Genomic DNA, 18,011 nt, shown 5'->3' on the forward strand with positions numbered 1-18,011 from the left:
CGCGGAAAGCCCAGGCGCCAGCATGTTGTCCGCAGTAGTCCGGGTGTGGTTACGGGGCAGATGAGGTTGTCGCGTCTACCATGGACCCTGCCGTGCGACGTGGCGGCGCCGCATGGTGCAGGGGAAGGGCCCGCCCCGAGAGTTTCGGGGCGGGCCGCACCGTTCGGACCGGCGGGTCCACGTCATTTCGGTTGCGGCGCACCAAGACTCGACTGACGGTTCGATTCCGTCGCAGTCATCGGCGGATGCCGAGCAACCCGAGGGCGAAGTCGGCGTACTCGGTGGCGATCTGTTCGGGGGTGGCCGGACCGTCCAGCCGGAACCACTGCGGCAGGGCGGTGCACATTGTCGCGATCGCGCGTCCGGCGGCTCTCGCGTGGGCTGTGCTGAGGTTCTCCTCGGTGAGCGCGGTATCGATGTCTTCGTCGAGGAGGTACTGGATCTCGTTGCGGGACGCGGTGATCCGTCGTCGATTGTCAGGGTTCAGGCTGCGCATCTCGCTGGCGCCGATGAAGGCGAGTTCGCGGCGGTGGGTGTGGAACAGGGCGAGTGCTTCGACGACCCGGATCACCCGGTCGCGGCCCGCGCCGGCCTCGTCCCGGGCCGCGCCGACCCGCCGGTGCAGCTCGTCCATGGTCAGGTCGAGTGCCCGGACGAGCAGTTCCTGCTTGTCGCGGTAGTGGTGGTAGACGCCCGGCACGCTCATGCCTGCCCGCTGCGCGATCGACCGCATCGTGGCGCCGTGGTACCCGGTTTCGACGAAGGAGTCGATGGCGGCGGCGAGGACGGGATCGATATCCAGCGGCGGGAACTCGCGCCAGGCGAGGTCGGTCTCGTGCACCGGATCGGCCGCGGCGCGCTGTCGGGGTATCGGCGTTCGGGTCGGCCGCTCGCCGATCAGCCACTGCGTCGTGGTGCCGAGTTCGGCTGCCAGTAGATGGAGCCGCGGCACGGAGACCCCCGTCTTGCCGGTCTCGATGGCGCTGAGGGTGGCCGGGCTGACATCGATGCGGCGCGCGGTCTCCCGCAACGACAGGCCCGTCGCGGTCCTGGCCTGTCGCAGGCGTGCGCCGAGGGTGGCCGATTCCCCCTCGGAAGCGTTCATAGCGTTCAGAATAGCTGAACAGTACACGATGAGAAAACTCGGCAATTGACAGCATGTATCGAACATGTCAGTGTCGTGAGTGTTCAATGCCGAGCGAACGTTCGGCAAGTCGAGTCGAGGAGTTGGCCCGTGGCGATCGACCTGTCCCATCCGCCCGAGGTGCAGCGCCTGGCCGAGCGCACCCGCGCCTTCATCCGCGACCGAGTCATCCCGCTCGACGACGCCAACGACGGCGACATCACCGCCGCCGGTGGCGACGCGTTGCGCGCCGACCTGCAGCGGGAAGCGCGCGAGGCCGGGGTGTTCGCACCCCACGCGCCGGTCGAATACGGCGGGCACGGCCTGGGGATGTCGGACCGCGCCCCGATCTTCGAGGAAGCGGGCTACTCCCTGTTCGGCCCGACGGCACTGAACATCGCGGCGCCGGACGAGGGCAATGTGCACATGCTCGCCCACATCGCCGACCCCGAGCAGAAGGAGCGGTTCCTCGCGCCACTCGCGCGCGGTGACGTCCGCTCGGCCTTCGCGATGACCGAACCGGCACCCGGCGCCGGCTCGGACCCCTCCGCGCTGACCACCCGCGCGGTGCGCGCCGAGGGCGGCTGGCGGATCAACGGCCACAAGTGGTTCATCACCGGCGCCGACGGCGCGGGCTTGTTCATCATCATGGCCCGCACCTCCGGCGAGCCCGGCGACCGCGGCGGTGCGACCATGTTCCTCGCCCCCGCCGACACCCCGGGCATCCGGGTGGGCAGGCATATCGACACCCTGGACCGGTCGATGCTCGGCGGTCACTGCGAGGTGTTCTTCGAGGACCTGCTCGTCCCGGATTCGGCGGTGCTCGGCGCGGTCGACCGTGGCTTCGAATACGCCCAGGTGCGCCTGGGCCCCGCCCGCATGACGCATGTGATGCGCTGGCTCGGCGCGGCCCGCCGCGGCCACGATGTGGCGGTGTCACGGGCGGCGGAACGGCGCGGATTCGGTTCGCGGCTCGGCGATCTCGGCATGATCCAGCAGATGATCGCCGACAACGAGATCGACATCGCCGCCACCCGCGCGCTGCTGACTCGCGCCTGCTGGGAACTCGATCGCGGCGAGCCGGCGGCGAACGCCACCTCGATCGCGAAAACCTATGCCGCCGAGGCGATATTCCGGATCATCGACCGCAGCATGCAGATGTGCGGTGGCCTCGGCGTCTCCGCCGACCTGCCGCTGGCGCGGCTGTCCCGCGAGGTCCGTCCGTTCCGGATCTACGACGGTCCGTCCGAGGTGCACCGCTGGGCCATCGCCAAGCGCGCGGTGAGCGCGGCCAAGCGCGCGCAGAAGGATGCCGAATGAGTCTGCCCGGCATGGATGTCGCCGCACTGGAACAGTTCCTGCGCGACAGCGGCGTACCGGTGCGCGGTGCGCTGCGGGTGGAACTGATCAGCGGCGGCCGCTCGAATCTGACCTTCACGGCGGCCGACGACGACTCGACCTGGGTGGTGCGGCGTCCGCCCGTCGCCGGACTCACGCCGTCCGCGCACGACATGGCCCGCGAATTCACCGTCACCGAAGCACTCCAGGGCTCGGCGGTTCCGGTCGCGAGGACCATCGCATTCGATGCGCAGGGCACCGCGCTCGGCGCCCCGATGACCGTCGTCGAATACGTCGACGGCCTGGTGATCCGCGATCAGGACGACCTCGCCACCCTGACCGACGACCAGGTCGGGGCGAGCGCGGCCGAGCTGGTGCGAGTGCTGGCCCACCTGCACGAGGTCGATCCGCAGGCGGTGGGGCTCGAGAAATTCGGGCGGCCCACCGGTTTCGTCGAACGCCAGGTGAATCTGTGGGCTTCCCAATGGGATCGGGTGAAGACTCGCGAACTCGCCGATGTCGCCGCGCTGCACTCCGCGCTGACGGAGGCACTGCCGACCGAATCGGCGGCCTCGATCGTGCACGGCGACTTCCGCATCGACAACACGATCCTGGACGCGACCGATCCAAGCCAGGTGCGCGCCGTCGTCGACTGGGAGATGTCGACCCTCGGTGATCCCCTCACCGATGTCGCCCTGATGTGCGTGTACCGCTCACCGGTCTTCGACCTGGTCCTCGGCTCGTCGGCCGCATGGACCAGCGACCGGATGCCCACCGCTGACACCCTCGCCCAGTCCTACGCGACGGCGTCGGGCCGAGACCTCGGCGACTGGGGCTTCTATCTCGCGCTCGCCAACTTCAAACTCGGTGTGATCGGCGAGGGCATCACCCACCGGGCGTTGCAGGGTTCCGACTCCGGAGCAGCGGCCGAACGCGCCGCCGAGGCCACCCCGGAATTCATGGCCGCGGGCCTGCGCGCACTGAAAGGAACCCGGAAATGACCAAGTCCGCCCTGATCAGCGGCGCCTCGCGGGGAATCGGCCTCGGCATCGCGAATAGGCTCGCCCAGCAGGGCTACTCGCTGACCATCACCGCGCGCGACGCCGACCGTCTCGACGTGGTCGCCGCCGAGCTGCGTGCGCACGGCGCCGCCGAGGTGGTCACCGTCGCCGCCGACATGTCCGACGAGGAGGGCGTCGCGCGGGTACTCACCGCGCACACCGACCGGTTCGCGACGATGTCGGCCTTGATCCTGAACGCCGGTGTCGGCACCGCGGGCCCACTGGCCGAGTCGTCGATGCGGCGCTTCGACAAGACCATCGCGGTCAACGTGCGCGCACCGATCCAGCTCATCCAGGGCGCCCTGCCGATGCTGCGCGCCGGAGCAGCCGCCGATCCCCGCCACGGCGCGAAAGTCATTGCGCTGTCCTCGATCACCGGCGTCTACGCCGAGGCCGGACTGGCCGTGTACGGAGCCGCCAAAGCCGCGCTCATCTCGCTGCTCACCACCCTCAACGCCGAAGAATCCGGCAACGGCGTCACCGCCACCTCGATCGCACCCGCCTACGTCGACACCGACATGAGCGCCTGGATCCATGACCGGATTCCCCCCGAGCAGATGCTCGCGGTCAACGACATCGTCGAGATGGTCGACTCCCTGCTGCGCCTGTCCGCCCAGGCCGTGGTCCCCACGATCGTCATGTCCCGCGCGGGCACCGACGGCTACCGGGCGTAGCGGGTTCAGGCGATGCGGCGAGGTGGTTCGCTGCGGTAGCGGGCGTGGCCGCCGTCGATCTTCAGCAGCTTCCACAGCCGCTTGGTCACCGGGTTCATCAGGCCAAGCTCGTCGGCCAGTGCGCGCATGTCGCCGAAGAATCCGCTGAGGATCTTGCGGGAGGCGGGGCTGCGCCAGAACGCGTCGGCGAACACCTCGTCGGGGATGTCGAACTTCTTCGCGAACGACGTCGACGGCTTGACGAGCTCGTCGGCGAGCCAGCGCATGGCGATCGGGAAGGCGACGGCGCAGACCGCGGTGCTCACCGGGTTCATCCGGGCGAGGTGGGCGCGCAGGAACTCGTTGGCGAAGGAGATGTGGCGCGCCTCCTCGGCGATGTGGATCTCCATGATCCGCAGCAGCGTCGGCTGGGTCGCGTTCCCCGACCTGATCAGGGCTTTCTGGTAATGGTCGATTGGTTCCTCGCCGCCGAGGATGCCGATGAACAGGATGGCCCAGAAGTAGCCGCCCGCGACGCCGATGAACGGTGAGGCGACCTTGAACAGCGGCCGCATGCCCGGCACGTCGTCGCCGATGCGGTTGACCAGCTCCTGGAACATCTGGATGTGGTTGCACTCCTCGGTCATCTCGTGGAGGCAGTAGCGGAACTCGGGGGAGCCGTTGGGCAGCGCCATGGCGTACTGCATCATCCCGCGGATGAGGATGGACTCGAAGGCCAGCCCGACCTTGGCGGCATTGGCCTGCCGCCAGCGGCCGATCTCGATCCGGCGCTCGAGCGGCAGTTCCTGATACCACCGGGTGGCGCCCAGCGGGTCGAGCTCGGCCGAGAGCACCCACCGTGGATCATCGCGGTCGATCGCGAATTCGGGTGCGTCCCAGTCGATATCGAGGTACGGATCGAACCTGCGGTGGACCGACCCTTCCGACAAGGTCAGCAGGGTGTCGGCGTAGTCCGGGTTCGTGGCTGCGGTCTTCGAGAACGTCATTGTTTCTCTCCATCGTCACAAGGATCGCCGTCGAGCTGGCGGGCCCTGATTTGAATGTAACGCACTGTCTCACCTATTTCCAGGGGTGTGCGCAGACCGATCGGGCCCGGGGTCAGTCGGCGCGGGGAATCCGGCCGTCGACGTCGGTGAATCCGTAGGCCTCGGCCAGATCGGCGACCTTGCACGCGGTGCCCGCGCGCGCCGCGCGATCCGGATCGGCGGCCAGGGCAACCACGGCGCGGCCGGGGAAGCGGGGCGTCTCGGCGGCGTTCAGATCGAAGGTGCCCTCGCCCGGCAGGGTGACCTGTCGGCGACCCTGTTTGTCGGCCGGAACCAGTTGCAGCAGTTCGGTATCCACGATGCCGGGCCAGATCGAGATCGCCGTCGCGCCGGTGCCGTCGAGGTCGTGGGCGAGGTCGGTGGTGAGCCGGTCCAGGGCGGTCTTGCCGACGCCGTACACGGCGTTGTGCATGTATCGCCTGGCACCGGGCGAGGACACATTGACGATCAAGCCTGCCGACTCGATCAGCAGCGGAGCGGCGAAAACGCTGGCCACGTAGTGCGACCGCACGCCGATGTCGAAGGTCTCGTCCCACGCCTTCGGCGGCACGTCCCAGAACTTGCGCCCGAGCCAGCGGGCGGCGGCGGGGGAGTTGTAGACGTTGTTCACCAGCACGTCGAGCCGCCCCTGCTCGTCGCGGACCTGGGCGAAGAGTTTCTCGACCGCCGCGTCGTCGGCGTGATCGCACACGACGGCGATCCCGTGTCCGCCCAGCGCGGTGATCTCCGCCGCGGTGGCGTGCACGGTGCCGGGCAGCTTGCCCGGCGTGGTGGTGCGGCCGGTCACGTACACGGTGGCCCCCGCCGCGCCCAATTCCTGGGCGATGCCTTTGCCGATACCGCGGCTGGCCCCGGTCACCACCGCGACCTTGCCGGCGAGAATCTTGGGTGTTCCGCTCATGACCTCCAGACACTACCGTCAAAATAAGAACACGTTCTAGAAATGGAGACGGTAGTGGAGCTGACGCATCGATTCCTGGACACCGGCGGCATCCGGATGCACGTCACCGAGCAGGGGCAGGGGTATCCGGTCGTCTTCTGCCACGGATTCCCGCACACCTCGTTCGTCTGGCACCGCCAGCTCGCGGCCGTCGCCGCCGCCGGATGCCGCGGCATCGCCCCCGACCTGCGCGGGTACGGCCGCACCGATGCCCCCGCCGATGTCGCCGCCTATACGAACGAGGCCGTGATCGGTGACCTGCTGGCGCTACTCGACGACATCGGCGCCGAGAAGGCCGTGTTCGTCGGTCTCGATTTCGGCGCCCAGCTCGTGTGGGAGCTGTCGCTGCGTGCGCCCGAACGCGTGGATGCCGTGGCGGTGCTCAACAATCCGTTCTCCCCGCGACCACCACGAGCCCCGTCCGAATTCTGGACCAAGGCGGCGCAACGGCACTTCCTGCATTTGGCCTATTTCCAGGAGCCGGGCGTGGCCGATGCCGAACTGGCAGCACGTCCCCGCGAATTCCTTGCCCGCGTGTACTACTCGCTCTCCGGCGACTACCACTACCTCGACACCTGGAAGAACCCGCCCGGACTCGGCTACCTCGACGTCCTGCCCCAGGCGCCCGAGCTGCCGTGGTCGTGGCTCTCCGAATCCGAATTCGACACACTGGCAACAGAGTTCGAACGCACCGGCTTCACGGGAGGCCTGAACTGGTATCGCAATCTGGACCGCAACTGGGCACTCACCGAAGCCTTCGCAGGCGCGCAGGTCCCGGTGCCCACCTACTTCCTCTACGGCGAGAACGACCCCGACATGGAGGGTTTCAGCGGCCGTGACCCGCTCGCCGTCCTGCGTGCGAACGTCCCGGATCTGCGTGCGGTGGTGAAGGTCCCGGACGCGGGCCACCTCGTGCAACTGGAGCGGACCGACGCCGTCGACGAGTTCCTGACCACCGCACTGCGCGACCTCGGGGTGGGAGTTCGGGTCGCGCCCTGAGGTCTCAGCGCACGCGGTCGTAGGTGAGGGCGATCTCGCCGAGTTCGCCCACTTCGTGGTGAGCGATCGTCCACCGGGAATCCGGCAGGCCGTCGTCGAACAGGCGCTGCCCGCCGCCGGCGATCTCGGGGCAGATGAGCAGATACAGGCGGTCGATCAGGTCCGCCGCGAGCAGGTCTTTGATGACGGTCGGGCTGCTGTTGACGAGGATCTCGCCGGTGCCGGTCGCCTTCAGCTCCGTGACAACCTCGGCGGCGGGCGCGTTCACCATGCGGGTGTGTTCCCATGGTGCGTCGGTGACAGTGGTCGACAGGACGACTTTGTCGGTGTCTGCCAACCACTTCGCGTAGGCGCGGTCGCGCGGATCGGCGGTGTCGTCCGCGGCGACCGTCGGCCAGTAGGCGAGGAATCCCTCGGCGTTACGGCGGCCGAGGACCGCCGTCGTCGCGTTCTCCCAGAGCCGGGTGAGGTGGTCGCGCGCGACATCGGTGGTCGCGTAGCGCACGATCGCCGCGGCATCGGTGGGGCCGCCGGGTCCGTTGTAGCGTCCGTCGAGGGTGAGGCCGATATTGGCGGCCACGATACGTTCGGTCATGACTGTACTTCCCTACTTTCTGGTGGTGCCGAGCGTGTCTGCGAGGTTGTCGAGCACCTGCCCCCATCCCGTGCCGATCCCGGCGATATACGGGACGGCCTCGACAGAGGTTTCGGTGATGGTGAGCCCGAGCCGAAGTCGGGTACCGCCCTGGATCGGGTCGAGGACCAGCTCGTAGTGGCCGGTGAACGACACCGCTCCGGCCGCATCGAGGACCGAGAGATCGAAGACGAGGTGCTCGGGTTCGGTTGCGGAGCAAACCTTTCCGGCCGAGTGGTACCGGCGGCCTTCGGGATCGCGGTAGTCGAGGACAGCGCGTCCGCCGGGTGTCGGTTCGAGCGCGCACTCGGTGATCGTCATCGACGGTGGGGCCAGCCATGATCCGAGCAGATCGGCGTCGACCCAGTGTCGCCAGACGACTTCGCGCGGCGCGTCCAGCACGCGATCGAAGGTGAAGGCGCGGCCGTCGGCCCACCGATCATGGTCGGCGACAGCGGATTCCGCCTCGATGGCCGCGCGATAGCGCTCGACCACGTCGCGTTCGTCCGCGTTCGCTTCGATCGACTCGACGAGCTGGCGCAGGCGCTGCTCGAGGCCGGTGAGCGGCCCGGACTCGATGGCGTAGACGCGGCGCTGACCCAGCGGGAACACCGTGACCAGGCCCGCACGGGCCAGCGTCTGGAGGTGCTTGGTGGTCTGCGGTTGCCGCAACCCGGTCAGCTCGGCTAGCTCGCCGACGGAGCGCGGTCGTTCGGCGAGGAGTTCGACGATGCGCCATCGCGCGCCGTCTCCGAGTGCTGCGGCGATCTCGTCCATGCCGAAAGTATTCCTTGAAGGGAATATTCCTGTCAAGGAATACTTTCGCGAAAGTCTAGTGGTCGCCGATGATCTCCGCCGGTAGGAACATCGTTCCCAGCTGGGCCGCGATCGCGCTGGTGTGTTCGACGATGCGTTCGGCATCCACGTCGAGCCCGCCGGTGCGCCAGGCGGACAGCAGTTCGATGAAGCCGCCGATCCCGGCGAGTGTGCTCATGCGGATGGCGGTCTCGTCGACGCCGGGGCGCAGATAGGGCCATGCCGCGGCGATCAGCAAATCGGTGGCGTCGGTGAGCATGGTCTTGCGGCGCTGTTCGAGTACCGCGCTGCCCGCGTGGTCGGCGAGCAGGATCCTGGCGCGGCCGCGGGGGTCGGATTGCAGTTCGACGGCGCGGGCGATGGCCGCGCGCAGGATCTCCAGGGGTGTGCGCTCGGTGTTCTGGGCGACGATGCTCGCCAGGTCGACGAACACCTCGGTGCATACCTCGTCCCAGGCCGCGGCGAGCAGCTCGTCGCGGTCGGCGAAGTGCTCGTAGAAGTACCGGTCGTTGAGCGAGGTTCGCTGGCAGACGCCGCGCATGGTCACCGCGGCCCAGCCGTGCTCGATCCAGATGCCGAGGGCGGCGTCGACCAGGCTGGTCCGCCGCTGCGCCCTGCGCTGGTCGGCGGTCAGCCCGCCCCAGGTCCGTGCCGGTGCGCGCACATCCATGGTTGACAAAGTACTCCTCTGCGAGCCTAATTGGTGTCAGGTGCGGCCAATGGTGGCAGTTGCCACCAGTTCGAGTCTCACCGGGTCGACCCGGGAGTTGCCATGCGAGTGTTTCCCTTCGGCGGACGCCGCCGGACCACCAGCGCCGATGCCGTGGTGACCGGCGCGGGCAGCGGAATCGGGCGTGCCTTCGCCGTAGAACTGGGTAAGCGTGGCGGCCGCGTCGTCTGCTCGGACATCGATCCCGACCGCGCCGCCGAGACCGCCGGACTCGTCGAGGCCGCGGGCGGGAAGGCGATCGGCGCCGCCTGCGACGTCACCGAGATCGCCGAGGTCACCCGGCTGGCCGCCACCGCCGAGGACTGGTTCGGCGGAGCACCCACCGTCGTCGTCAACAATGCGGGTATCGGGGCGGGCGGACCGGTGGTCGGCGAGTTCGCCCTCGACGACTGGCAGCGCACGCTCGGCGTGAATCTGTGGGGTGTCATCCATGGCTGTCATGTCTTCGCGCCGATCCTGCGGGAGGCGGGTCGTGGGGCGATCGTGAACGTCGCCTCGGCGGCCGCGTTCGGCGCGGCGCCCCGCATGGCGGCCTACAACGTCAGCAAGGCGGGGGTGCTGGCACTGTCGGAGACCTTGTCGGCCGAGCTGGCAGGCACCGGCGTCGGCGTCACCGTGCTGTGCCCGACCGGCGTGAAAACCAACATCATGCAAGCGGATTCACCGATGGACGAGACCGCCGAACGGCTCGGCGGACTGCTCCTGCGCTGGACCGGACGCGCGCCCGCCGCGATCGCCCGCACCACCCTCGACGCCGTCGACCACGGCGAGCTGTATGTGGTGCCGCAGCTCGAGGCCAAGATGCTGTGGCAGGCCAAACGGTGGATGCCGGCGACCTATACCCGTTCGGCCGGCCTGCTGGAGCGGGTCGTGCGCTGATCCAGCACAGAAGAAGGAGATCGAACAATGACGTTCGCCTATCCCGATATGCTCGCCACCGTGCGCGCCAAGCAGTGGGCACTGGCCGACATCGACTGGGACGCACCGGGTGCCGACACCATCACCGACGAGCAGCGCCCCCGGCTTGCCACCTTCATGGCCGATCTGGTGTGGATCGAACACGTCGGCGCCCGCGGCTTCGCCGCCCTCGTGCACCAGGCGCCGCCCGGCCCGCTCCGCGAGATCTACCGGTATTTCCACGCCGAGGAACAGAAGCATGCCAATGCCGAACTGGCGCTGATGCGCCGCTGGGGCATGCTCGACGGCGACGCGATGCCGTTGCCCAACAAGAACATTCGCCTCGTCATCAGCTGGCTCGACCGCTACGCGGACCAGCTCACCCTCCCGGTGCTCGGCACGGTCATTCCCTCGCTCGAGACCGCGCTGGACGGCGCGCTGGTGAAATTCCTGCTCGACGAGGTCGATGATCCGGTGTGTCACGAGGTGTTCCGGCACATCAACAGCGACGAATCCCGGCACCTTGCCGTCGGTTTCCAGGTTCTCGAACAGCTCGGGGCCGGACCGCTGCGCCGGATCGCCATCGAGACAGCGGGTTTCGCGGTGCGCCCGTCGTTCGTGCTCGGCGCGCTGCTGTACGCGCCACTGCTGTCGCGGATGTCGACCAACATCATCGCCCTCGGGCTCGACGAGGAGAAGCTGTGGCAGGCGGTGCGCCGCTACGAGAACGTCGGGGAACGCAGCCCGGCGATCCGGCGGATGCCGCTGTATCACGTGGTGAAAATGCACGGTAAGGCCACGATTCACCGCCGCCAGCCGTTCCAGTTGCTTGCCGATGTGTCCAACGCCTGTATCGACCGGTTCCCGGTCCGGGTGCTGGGGCGCAGGCCGTCCTGGTCCGACGAACTCACCTACGAACCGGTGGCGAAATGACTCCTCGATTCGCCGAGACCTTCACCGGTCGCCAGACGCACAGCACCGAATTCGTGCCGCGCCACGAATTCACCGGCCGCCGTGTCGCGATCATCGGCAGCGGGGCGGCGGCAGCGCGACTGCTGCCCGGCATCGCGGCCGAGGCCGCGCGGGTGACGGTGTTCCAGACCGACGCGGTGTGGATTCTGCCGCGCGCACCGCTACCTGGCGCTGCGGTCCTGCGCCATACGCCGGAGCGCTTGGTGCGGCTCGTCGCCCGCGTCAATCTTCGCGTCCAAGTCCATGATTCGTGGCTGCGGCACCGTCTCACACCCGACGACACCGCGGGCGTCGCCGTGCACAACAGCTACTACCGCACGCTGCGGCAACCACATTGCACCCTGGTGACCTGGCCGATCGCACGACTGGTGCCGCTCGGCGTGCGTACGGTCGACGGCATCGAGCATCGGGTCGACACCATCGTCTACGCGGAGGACGCCGAGCATGTCGTCCGCACCGTCGCCCGTCCCGGCCGCGCCCGGATGAAGGAGATCGCATGACCACCACCGGAATCGACCACGAGATCATCATCGTCGGCGCCGGATTCTCCGGGATCGGCGCGGCGATCGCGTTGCGCAACGCCGGATTCGACGACTTCCTGATCGTCGACGAAGCCGACGGCGTCGGCGGAACCTGGCATTGGAACACCTATCCCGGTGTCGCCGTGGATATTCCGTCGTTCAGCTACCAATTCTCCTTCGAGCAGCGCACCGACTGGTCACGGGTGTACGCACCGGGCAGTGAACTCAAGGCCTACGCCGAATCGTGCGTCGACAAATACGAGCTGCGACCGCGAATTCGGTTCGGCACCACCATTCTCGGTGCCGACTTCGACTCCGATGCCCGGCGCTGGGTCCTGCACACCGACGACGGCGGCGAACTGACCGCGCGTTTCGTGATCAGCGCGACCGGTGTGCTGACCCGGCCCAAACTGCCCGACATTCCCGGCATCAAGAGTTTCGCCGGTGTCACCATGCACACCTCACGCTGGGATCACCGGCAGGATCTGCGCGGCAAGCGGGTCGCGATCATCGGCACCGGCGCTTCCGCGGTGCAGGTGATTCCCGAGATCGCACCGGAGGTCGAGCACCTGACGGTGTTCCAGCGCACGCCGATCTGGTGTCTGCCCCGCCCCGACATGCCATTGCCGCTGCCCGCCCGCCTGGCCTTGAAAGTCCCCGGTGGGCGCACCCTGACCCGGCTGGTGAGCCAGACCTATGTCGAATTCACCTTCCCCCTCGCCGCTCACTACCACCGCTCGCTGCCGACCGCCGCGATCGGGGAACGCGCGGGCCTGGCGCACCTGCGCCGCCAGGTGAAAGACCCGGCCGTTCGTGCCGCGCTCACCCCGAAATACGCGCTCGGCTGCAAGCGTCCCAGCTTCTCCAACGACTACCTGTCGACCTTCAATCGCCCCGATGTCACCCTCGAAACCACGGCGATCAGCGAGATCACCCCCACCGGCGTGCGCACGGCGGCAGGCATCGAGCACGCCGCCGACGTTCTCATCCTCGCCACCGGCTTCAAGGTCATGGAATCGGGCAACATGCCGACCTACGACCTGCACGGCGTCGGCGGCCGCGACCTGGAAACCTGGTGGGACGAGAACCGTTTGCAGGCTTACGAGGGCGTGAGCGTCCCCGGCTTCCCCAACTTCTTCTCCATCATCGGCCCCTACGGCTACAACGGCGCGTCCTACTTCACCCTGATCGAGAACCAGACCCGCCACATCCTGCGCTGCCTGCACCACGCCCGCAGCACCGACGCCGACCGCATCGAGATCAGCGAAGCCGCCAACGACCGCTACTTCCGCGAAATGCTCGCCCGCCGCGGCGGCCAGGTGTTCTGGCAGGACAGCTGCGCCACCGCAAACAGCTACTATTTCGACAAACACGGCGACGTCCCCCTCCGCCCCGCCTCCACCCTCGAAGCCGCCTGGCGCAGCAGCCATTTCGCCCTGACCGACTATGTCTTCACCTGACCCGCCGCCGACAGAGAAGGGATCCCATGCCGATCCGCGGTGTGCTGTTCGATGTCGACGACACCCTGTTCGACTACTCGGCCTCGGAAGCGGCGGGTCTGCTCGCGCACCTGAGTGAAGACGGCCTGCTCGACCGGTTTCCCGATCCCGCCGCTGCCGTTGCCCTCTGGCGCGAGATCACCGAGACCGAGTACTCCCGCTTCGCCGAAGGGGAACTGACTTTCCCCGAACAGCAGCGCGCCAGGGCCCGCGGATTCCTGTCCCATCTGCGGCGAACGGCACCGTCGGCTATCCCCGAGCCGGAGGCCGCGGCGTGGTTCACCGGGTACGACGCGCACCGCCGCGCCGCCTGGTCGGCGTTCCCCGACGCCGAACCGGTGCTGCGGCACCTGACTCCCGGCTACCGGCTCGGCATCGTCTCGAACGCTTCGGTCCCACAGCAGCGCCGCAAGCTCGACGCGGTCGGCCTGCTCGACTACTTCGGTGACCTGGTGGTGTGCAGCGAAGAGCACGGCGCGGCGAAACCGGCACCCAGCATCTTCCTCGCCGGCTGCGCACTCCTGGAACTCGAACCGCACGAGGTCGCGTTCGTCGGCGACAAATACCTCATCGACGCGCTCGGCGCGCACGATGCGGGCCTGCGCGCGTGCTGGCTCGACCGCACGAACATCCGGAACCAGACGGCTGTCCGCCACGGTATCCACGTCATCGATTCGCTCGAACTGCTCCCGTCCGTCCTGACGGGATAGCCGCCTCAGCTGCGGAAGTCCGCGAAGTCGAAGCCCGGTGCGACAACACAACTCACCAGGACCTCGTCGTCACCGCTGGGTTTCGCGGCCTGCCAGTGGCCCGCGGGAACCACGTACTGCACCCGGTGACCGGTTTCGATCAGCGGGCCGAGGGTCACCTGCTCCACGGTGTCCGGTGCGTCGCCGTCCCCACCCAGGCTGAGCTCGAGCGGCCCGCCGCGATGCCACATCCACACCTCGTCGGAACGCACCGCGTGCCAGATCGACTGCTCGCCGGGCGGGAGGAGGAAGAGGATTCCCGTGGCCGCTGCCCGCACGCCCGGATAGCCGTCGGGGGTGAAATCGTGGGCGGTGCGCCAGGTTTCGCGATACCAGCCGCCTTCGGGATGCGGCAGCAGGTCGAGCGTGGCGGCGGTCGACGGCCGGTGCAGCAGTTGCGTATGCCGGCCGGCGGGCCCACGCCGGGCCCAGCGAACATCCGCGACGGCATCGACCGGGACGTCCTCGGCGTTCGGTGAAATCCCGGTCGTGGTGAGTACCAGTACCTGCGGGGCACCGGGCAGAGCGTCGGCGGCGAGCAGTGCCGTCTCGTCGTCGTCGACGAGAACCGCGGTGTCGTCGATCCGTAGCCGGTCACGGGTCGACTGCCACCGCTCGAGTGTTGTCACGATCATCGGTGCGCTCCTTCTGCTTCTCGGTCGAGTGCCGTCTCCATGGTGCTCTCCTCGGTCGCTCGCGGCGCGGCGGCGTCCGGTCTGTCGAGCGCGCGGAAGGGCAACCACCAGTTGGCGGGGCCCATCAATTGGACCAGCGCGGGAACCAGCAGCATGCGGACCAGGGTCGCGTCCAGGATCAGAGCGATGATCATGCCGAGGCCGAGGAAGCGCATCGGGGTGAGCGGGGACAGGGCGAAGGCGCCGGTGACGAGGATGAGCAGGACGGCGGCGGCGGTGATGACGCGTGCTGTCTTGACGGTGCCGATGCGGACGGCGGTGGCGGTGTCGGCGCCCGCGCGGTGGGCCTCGGCCATGCGGGAGAGCAGAAATACCTCGTAGTCGGTGGACAGGCCGAACACGACCGCGATGATCAGGACCAGCATGCCCGCGGGGATCGGACCCGCGGTGATGCCGAGCGGATCGGCGAGATGGCCGTGGTAGAAGATCATGGTCAGCACGCCGAAGGTGGCGGCCAGACTGAGGAATGCCATCGCGACGGCCTTGAGCGGCAACATGATCGAGCGGAAAGCCACGGTCAGCAGCACCAGGGTGGCCAGCACCATCATCGCGATCATCAGCGGCATCCGCGCGACCATCGAGTCGACGGTGTCGGCGGTCGCCGCGGTGTCGCCGCCCACGGCGAGGGAGGTGCCCGCCGGTGGTTCGAGCGCCCGGATGGCGCCGACGGTGGCGGTGGCGTCCTCGCTGCGGTCCGCGGCGGTGAGGAAGACGTGCGCGACGACGAAGTCGTCGGCGCGGCCCACCTGCAGCACATCGCGGACCCCGGTGATCGCGTCGACGTCGTCGAGTACCGCGGTGACCGCGCCCGGCTGCGGCGGGGTGCCGCCGACCCCGCGGATCACCACGGTCGCGCCACTGGCCGCGGCGGGAAACTTCGCGGTGAGTTCCTCGACGGTGCGGCGCATCTCGCTGTCGGGCGGCAAGGCACGATGGTCGATGTCGCCGAGCTTGATCCCGCTGAGCGGTGCGGCCAGGACGAGCAGGATCGCGCCGACGACGAGCGTCACGGCACCGGGCCGCCGCAGCACGCCGTCGACCACCCTGGTCCAGAAACGTTCCGTGCGGGTCGTCGGCTTGGCGCGACCGATGCGGGCGCCGAACAGTGCCAGCAGGGCGGGCAGGACCGTCAGCGAGAGGCCGGCGGCCAGCGCGACCGCGGCCACGGAACCGATTCCCAGCGAACGCAACACCGCCTGCGGAAACACGAACGTCCCCGCGAACGCACACATCAGCAGCAGCGCGGACAAGGCGACGGTACGCCCGGCGGTCGCGTAGGTGCGGGCGATGGCGGCGGGAACGTCGCGGCTCTCGGTGTACTCTTCGCGAAACCTGTTGACCAGGAACAAGCCGTAGTCGATGGCCATGCCGAGGCCGAGCAGCGACGCGATATTGACGGCGAAGGTGGTGACCTCGGTGGTCTCGGTGAGCAACCGGATGACGCCCAGTGAACCGGCGACCGCGAGCACACCGACCAGCACGGGCAGCGCGCCCGCCAGCACACCACCGAAGACCAGCACCAGGATCAGCAGCGTCAACGGCAGCGAAATCGACTCCGCCACGACGAGATCACGCTGCGACCGCTCGACGATCTCGGAGTTGAGCGCGCTGTACCCCGACAGCCGGGTCTCGATGCCCGGCACACGCAATGCCTCGGCGATCGATGGATACGCGGCAATGCGCGCGGTGTCGTCACCGGCGGTGAACACCACGGCCACGGCCTGCCGCCGATCGTCCGAGACCAGGAAGTTCTTCACGGGCGGGACGGCGGTCCAATAGCTCTGGACCGGCCGGGCCAGCAGCGCCGGATCGATCCGCTCCAGCGCCGCACCGACCCGCGGGCCGATCTCGTCGACGGTCCGGCCCTCCGGGACGGTGTACAGCGCGACCACATCGGGACTCTGTGGTCCGAGATGCTCGGTGACCAGCCGGTCCACCAGCGCCGACTCACTGCCCTGATCGGTGAACCCGCCCGCGCTGAGCCGCTGGGTGACGTCGGCGCCGAACGCCGCGCACAACCCGATGAACACGACGACAGCGGCCAGCACCGTGCGCGGGCGAGCGATGACGAGACGAGCCAGCACGGTCACCGCGACCGGTCCACCGAATCCTGCGCGGCGAACTCGGATTCGAGCATCGCCACGATCCGGTCCAGCAGTGCGTCCAGGCGCGCCTCCACCCCGTCGCCGTTGCGCGCCGACACCGTCAGGTCGGTCCGGCCGTCGAATTCGGTGAGCCCGAACAACAGCGGCATCGCGACGCTGTGCTGGGGAAGCACGTACAACCCGGTGGGCTGGAAGCCGGGCACGGCGAGCTCGTCTGCGGTGAACCGGCCCATGTGCGACACGGTGGCCGACGCCAGGTTCCGGCCGAATCGCGCGCCGAGCCAGTTCGTCGTATGCAGGACACCACGATTGACGACATCGGGCACGAGCGTGATCCGCGTATTGGCCAGCTGGTTCAGCTCGCGCCGCTCGTGCAGGCCGGTCTTGATCTGATCCTTGATCTGCGTCCAGTCCCGGCCGGGTTCGATGTCGAGGAACAGCGGCAGGGCGAGATTGGCGGTCGAGCGCAGCTCCGGATCGTGTCTGCGCAGATCGACCGGCATCATGATGCGCGAAGTCCCCGGTGTCTCGGCCGCGAGCAGCGCGCAGACCCGGGCCAGCGCACCCGGGCCCGCCGCGTCGATGCTCTTGTGCCGCAACAGATGCCGGGCCACACCCCGCCGCTGCCTGCCCCGGCCGACCGCGCTGCGATAGCGCGGCACCATCGCCGCCGGCTTGCCAGGGACTCCGATCCGCGGCACGAGTTCCTGATCGGCGATCGGGTCCGGCTGGGGGATCGGCTCCTCGCCGCGCAGCGCGCGCAGCACATTCCGCACCCACAGCACCATGCCCATGCCGTCCATCACACCGTGGAAGACCCGGAACACCAGCGTCACCGGAGCGCCGGTCAGCAGCAACACCTCGACAGTGGTGTCCGGCGTCGGCCCGATCGGGCTGGTGAGCACGGGATCCGTCTCGAGCGCGGGCGCGCGCAGCACGTGCCCGCGCACCACCCGCACCGCGGGAGTGGTGCCACTGTCGACCCATTCCGCGCCGCGGCGCACCAGGCGCGCGCCGGGGGTCACCGCCGCGGCGGCGGCCACCGCCCGGCCCAGCCGGGCGGGGTCGATCTCGCCCGCACCGGGGATGACCAGCTGCATCAGGAACGGCGGCGCGAGATCGCGCATGGGGAAGTACATGCGTTCCGTCGTCGAGATCGGGCGGCGGAAGGTGGTGCTGCCGTTCATGATTGCCTCCGGAATCGTGCGGTGA

General features: G+C 68.7%; 18 protein-coding genes. 9 read left to right on the forward strand and 9 right to left on the reverse strand.

Annotation, left to right across the window (positions count from 1 at the left end; genetic code table 11):
• Window positions 1-235: 235 nt before the first annotated feature.
• Window positions 236-1,105 carry a TetR family transcriptional regulator gene (locus tag ACWF9G_RS21255; protein ID WP_452517266.1) on the reverse strand — a complete coding sequence of 290 codons (870 nt, stop codon included), beginning with the start codon at window positions 1,103-1,105 and terminating at the stop codon, window positions 236-238.
• A gap of 129 nt (window positions 1,106-1,234) precedes the next feature.
• Here ACWF9G_RS21255 and ACWF9G_RS21260 point away from each other — a divergent pair, with 129 nt between their 5' ends.
• The 3 genes from ACWF9G_RS21260 to ACWF9G_RS21270 are packed head-to-tail and all read left to right on the forward strand — an operon-like array spanning window position 1,235 to window position 4,196.
• Window positions 1,235-2,443 carry an acyl-CoA dehydrogenase family protein gene (locus ACWF9G_RS21260; RefSeq protein WP_452517268.1) on the forward strand — a complete coding sequence of 403 codons (1,209 nt, stop codon included), beginning with the start codon at window positions 1,235-1,237 and terminating at the stop codon, window positions 2,441-2,443.
• On the forward strand, window positions 2,440-3,462 hold the full coding sequence (locus ACWF9G_RS21265; RefSeq protein WP_452517270.1) for a phosphotransferase family protein: 1,023 nt from the start codon (window positions 2,440-2,442) through the stop codon (window positions 3,460-3,462). Before ACWF9G_RS21260 ends, ACWF9G_RS21265 begins: the two co-directional genes overlap by 4 nt.
• Window positions 3,459-4,196, forward strand: coding sequence for an SDR family NAD(P)-dependent oxidoreductase (locus ACWF9G_RS21270; protein ID WP_452517272.1), 738 nt, complete (start codon window positions 3,459-3,461; stop codon window positions 4,194-4,196). Before ACWF9G_RS21265 ends, ACWF9G_RS21270 begins: the two co-directional genes overlap by 4 nt.
• Window positions 4,197-4,201: 5 nt before the next feature.
• Here ACWF9G_RS21270 and ACWF9G_RS21275 read toward each other — a convergent pair whose 3' ends face one another.
• Window positions 4,202-5,182, reverse strand: coding sequence for an AurF N-oxygenase family protein (locus ACWF9G_RS21275; RefSeq protein WP_452517274.1), 981 nt, complete (start codon window positions 5,180-5,182; stop codon window positions 4,202-4,204).
• Window positions 5,183-5,294: 112 nt separating this feature from the next.
• Window positions 5,295-6,143, reverse strand: a complete 849-nt coding sequence (locus ACWF9G_RS21280; protein ID WP_452517275.1) for an SDR family NAD(P)-dependent oxidoreductase — start codon at window positions 6,141-6,143, stop codon at window positions 5,295-5,297.
• A 42-nt stretch (window positions 6,144-6,185) separates the two neighbouring features.
• On the opposite strand from ACWF9G_RS21280, the gene ACWF9G_RS21285 reads away from it, so the two are divergent.
• Complete coding sequence (locus tag ACWF9G_RS21285; protein ID WP_452517277.1) at window positions 6,186-7,181, forward strand: alpha/beta fold hydrolase; 996 nt, start codon at window positions 6,186-6,188, stop codon at window positions 7,179-7,181.
• Between the two features lie 4 nt (window positions 7,182-7,185).
• Here the strand turns inward: ACWF9G_RS21285 and ACWF9G_RS21290 are convergent, their stop codons facing one another.
• The 3 genes from ACWF9G_RS21290 to ACWF9G_RS21300 are packed head-to-tail and all read right to left on the reverse strand — an operon-like array spanning window position 7,186 to window position 9,295.
• Complete coding sequence (locus ACWF9G_RS21290; protein ID WP_452517278.1) at window positions 7,186-7,776, reverse strand: dihydrofolate reductase family protein; 591 nt, start codon at window positions 7,774-7,776, stop codon at window positions 7,186-7,188.
• A 12-nt stretch (window positions 7,777-7,788) separates the two neighbouring features.
• Window positions 7,789-8,592, reverse strand: a complete 804-nt coding sequence (locus tag ACWF9G_RS21295) for a metalloregulator ArsR/SmtB family transcription factor (protein ID WP_452517280.1) — start codon at window positions 8,590-8,592, stop codon at window positions 7,789-7,791.
• Window positions 8,593-8,647: 55 nt separating this feature from the next.
• Entirely contained in the window at window positions 8,648-9,295 is a 648-nt protein-coding gene (locus ACWF9G_RS21300) for a TetR/AcrR family transcriptional regulator (RefSeq protein WP_379304227.1), read from the reverse strand.
• A 108-nt stretch (window positions 9,296-9,403) separates the two neighbouring features.
• Between ACWF9G_RS21300 and ACWF9G_RS21305 the strand changes: the two genes are divergently transcribed.
• From ACWF9G_RS21305 to ACWF9G_RS21325, 5 genes are read left to right on the forward strand one after another with little or no spacing between them, the layout of a single operon-like run.
• Window positions 9,404-10,240 (forward strand): SDR family NAD(P)-dependent oxidoreductase, encoded by an 837-nt coding sequence (locus ACWF9G_RS21305; protein ID WP_452517282.1) that lies wholly within the window; start codon window positions 9,404-9,406, stop codon window positions 10,238-10,240.
• Between the two features lie 27 nt (window positions 10,241-10,267).
• On the forward strand, window positions 10,268-11,191 hold the full coding sequence (locus ACWF9G_RS21310) for a ferritin-like domain-containing protein (protein ID WP_452517284.1): 924 nt from the start codon (window positions 10,268-10,270) through the stop codon (window positions 11,189-11,191).
• Window positions 11,188-11,730, forward strand: a complete 543-nt coding sequence (locus tag ACWF9G_RS21315) for an NAD(P)/FAD-dependent oxidoreductase (protein WP_452517285.1) — start codon at window positions 11,188-11,190, stop codon at window positions 11,728-11,730. Before ACWF9G_RS21310 ends, ACWF9G_RS21315 begins: the two co-directional genes overlap by 4 nt.
• Window positions 11,727-13,211, forward strand: coding sequence for a flavin-containing monooxygenase (locus ACWF9G_RS21320; RefSeq protein ID WP_452517287.1), 1,485 nt, complete (start codon window positions 11,727-11,729; stop codon window positions 13,209-13,211). The genes ACWF9G_RS21315 and ACWF9G_RS21320 overlap by 4 nt, the downstream gene beginning before the upstream one ends.
• 26 nt (window positions 13,212-13,237) lie before the next feature.
• Window positions 13,238-13,960 (forward strand): HAD family hydrolase, encoded by a 723-nt coding sequence (locus tag ACWF9G_RS21325; protein WP_452517289.1) that lies wholly within the window; start codon window positions 13,238-13,240, stop codon window positions 13,958-13,960.
• A gap of 5 nt (window positions 13,961-13,965) precedes the next feature.
• Here ACWF9G_RS21325 and ACWF9G_RS21330 read toward each other — a convergent pair whose 3' ends face one another.
• The 3 genes from ACWF9G_RS21330 to ACWF9G_RS21340 form a co-directional block, all read right to left on the reverse strand.
• Complete coding sequence (locus ACWF9G_RS21330) at window positions 13,966-14,394, reverse strand: cupin domain-containing protein (RefSeq protein WP_452517357.1); 429 nt, start codon at window positions 14,392-14,394, stop codon at window positions 13,966-13,968.
• A 236-nt stretch (window positions 14,395-14,630) separates the two neighbouring features.
• Window positions 14,631-16,784 (reverse strand): MMPL family transporter, encoded by a 2,154-nt coding sequence (locus ACWF9G_RS21335; protein WP_452517290.1) that lies wholly within the window; start codon window positions 16,782-16,784, stop codon window positions 14,631-14,633.
• Complete coding sequence (locus tag ACWF9G_RS21340) at window positions 16,781-17,986, reverse strand: peptide synthetase (protein ID WP_452517291.1); 1,206 nt, start codon at window positions 17,984-17,986, stop codon at window positions 16,781-16,783. The genes ACWF9G_RS21335 and ACWF9G_RS21340 overlap by 4 nt, the downstream gene beginning before the upstream one ends.
• Between the last annotated feature and the right edge of the window lie 25 nt (window positions 17,987-18,011).

This window comes from Nocardia sp. NPDC055029 (assembly GCF_053608525.1).

Bases quoted from the DNA above. Each gene is read 5' to 3' on its own strand.
- ACWF9G_RS21290 (WP_452517278.1), bottom strand. From the start codon at position 7,776: ATGACCGAACGTATCGTGGCCGCCAATATCGGCCTCACCCTCGACGGA.
- ACWF9G_RS21270 (WP_452517272.1), top strand. From the start codon at position 3,459: ATGACCAAGTCCGCCCTGATCAGCGGCGCCTCGCGGGGAATCGGCCTC.
- ACWF9G_RS21320 (WP_452517287.1), top strand. From the start codon at position 11,727: ATGACCACCACCGGAATCGACCACGAGATCATCATCGTCGGCGCCGGA.
- ACWF9G_RS21275 (WP_452517274.1), bottom strand. From the start codon at position 5,182: ATGACGTTCTCGAAGACCGCAGCCACGAACCCGGACTACGCCGACACC.
- ACWF9G_RS21285 (WP_452517277.1), top strand. From the start codon at position 6,186: ATGGAGACGGTAGTGGAGCTGACGCATCGATTCCTGGACACCGGCGGC.
- ACWF9G_RS21325 (WP_452517289.1), top strand. From the start codon at position 13,238: ATGCCGATCCGCGGTGTGCTGTTCGATGTCGACGACACCCTGTTCGAC.
- ACWF9G_RS21310 (WP_452517284.1), top strand. From the start codon at position 10,268: ATGACGTTCGCCTATCCCGATATGCTCGCCACCGTGCGCGCCAAGCAG.
- ACWF9G_RS21305 (WP_452517282.1), top strand. From the start codon at position 9,404: ATGCGAGTGTTTCCCTTCGGCGGACGCCGCCGGACCACCAGCGCCGAT.
- ACWF9G_RS21265 (WP_452517270.1), top strand. From the start codon at position 2,440: ATGAGTCTGCCCGGCATGGATGTCGCCGCACTGGAACAGTTCCTGCGC.
- ACWF9G_RS21295 (WP_452517280.1), bottom strand. From the start codon at position 8,592: ATGGACGAGATCGCCGCAGCACTCGGAGACGGCGCGCGATGGCGCATC.
- ACWF9G_RS21255 (WP_452517266.1), bottom strand. From the start codon at position 1,105: ATGAACGCTTCCGAGGGGGAATCGGCCACCCTCGGCGCACGCCTGCGA.
- ACWF9G_RS21315 (WP_452517285.1), top strand. From the start codon at position 11,188: ATGACTCCTCGATTCGCCGAGACCTTCACCGGTCGCCAGACGCACAGC.
- ACWF9G_RS21280 (WP_452517275.1), bottom strand. From the start codon at position 6,143: ATGAGCGGAACACCCAAGATTCTCGCCGGCAAGGTCGCGGTGGTGACC.
- ACWF9G_RS21340 (WP_452517291.1), bottom strand. From the start codon at position 17,986: ATGAACGGCAGCACCACCTTCCGCCGCCCGATCTCGACGACGGAACGC.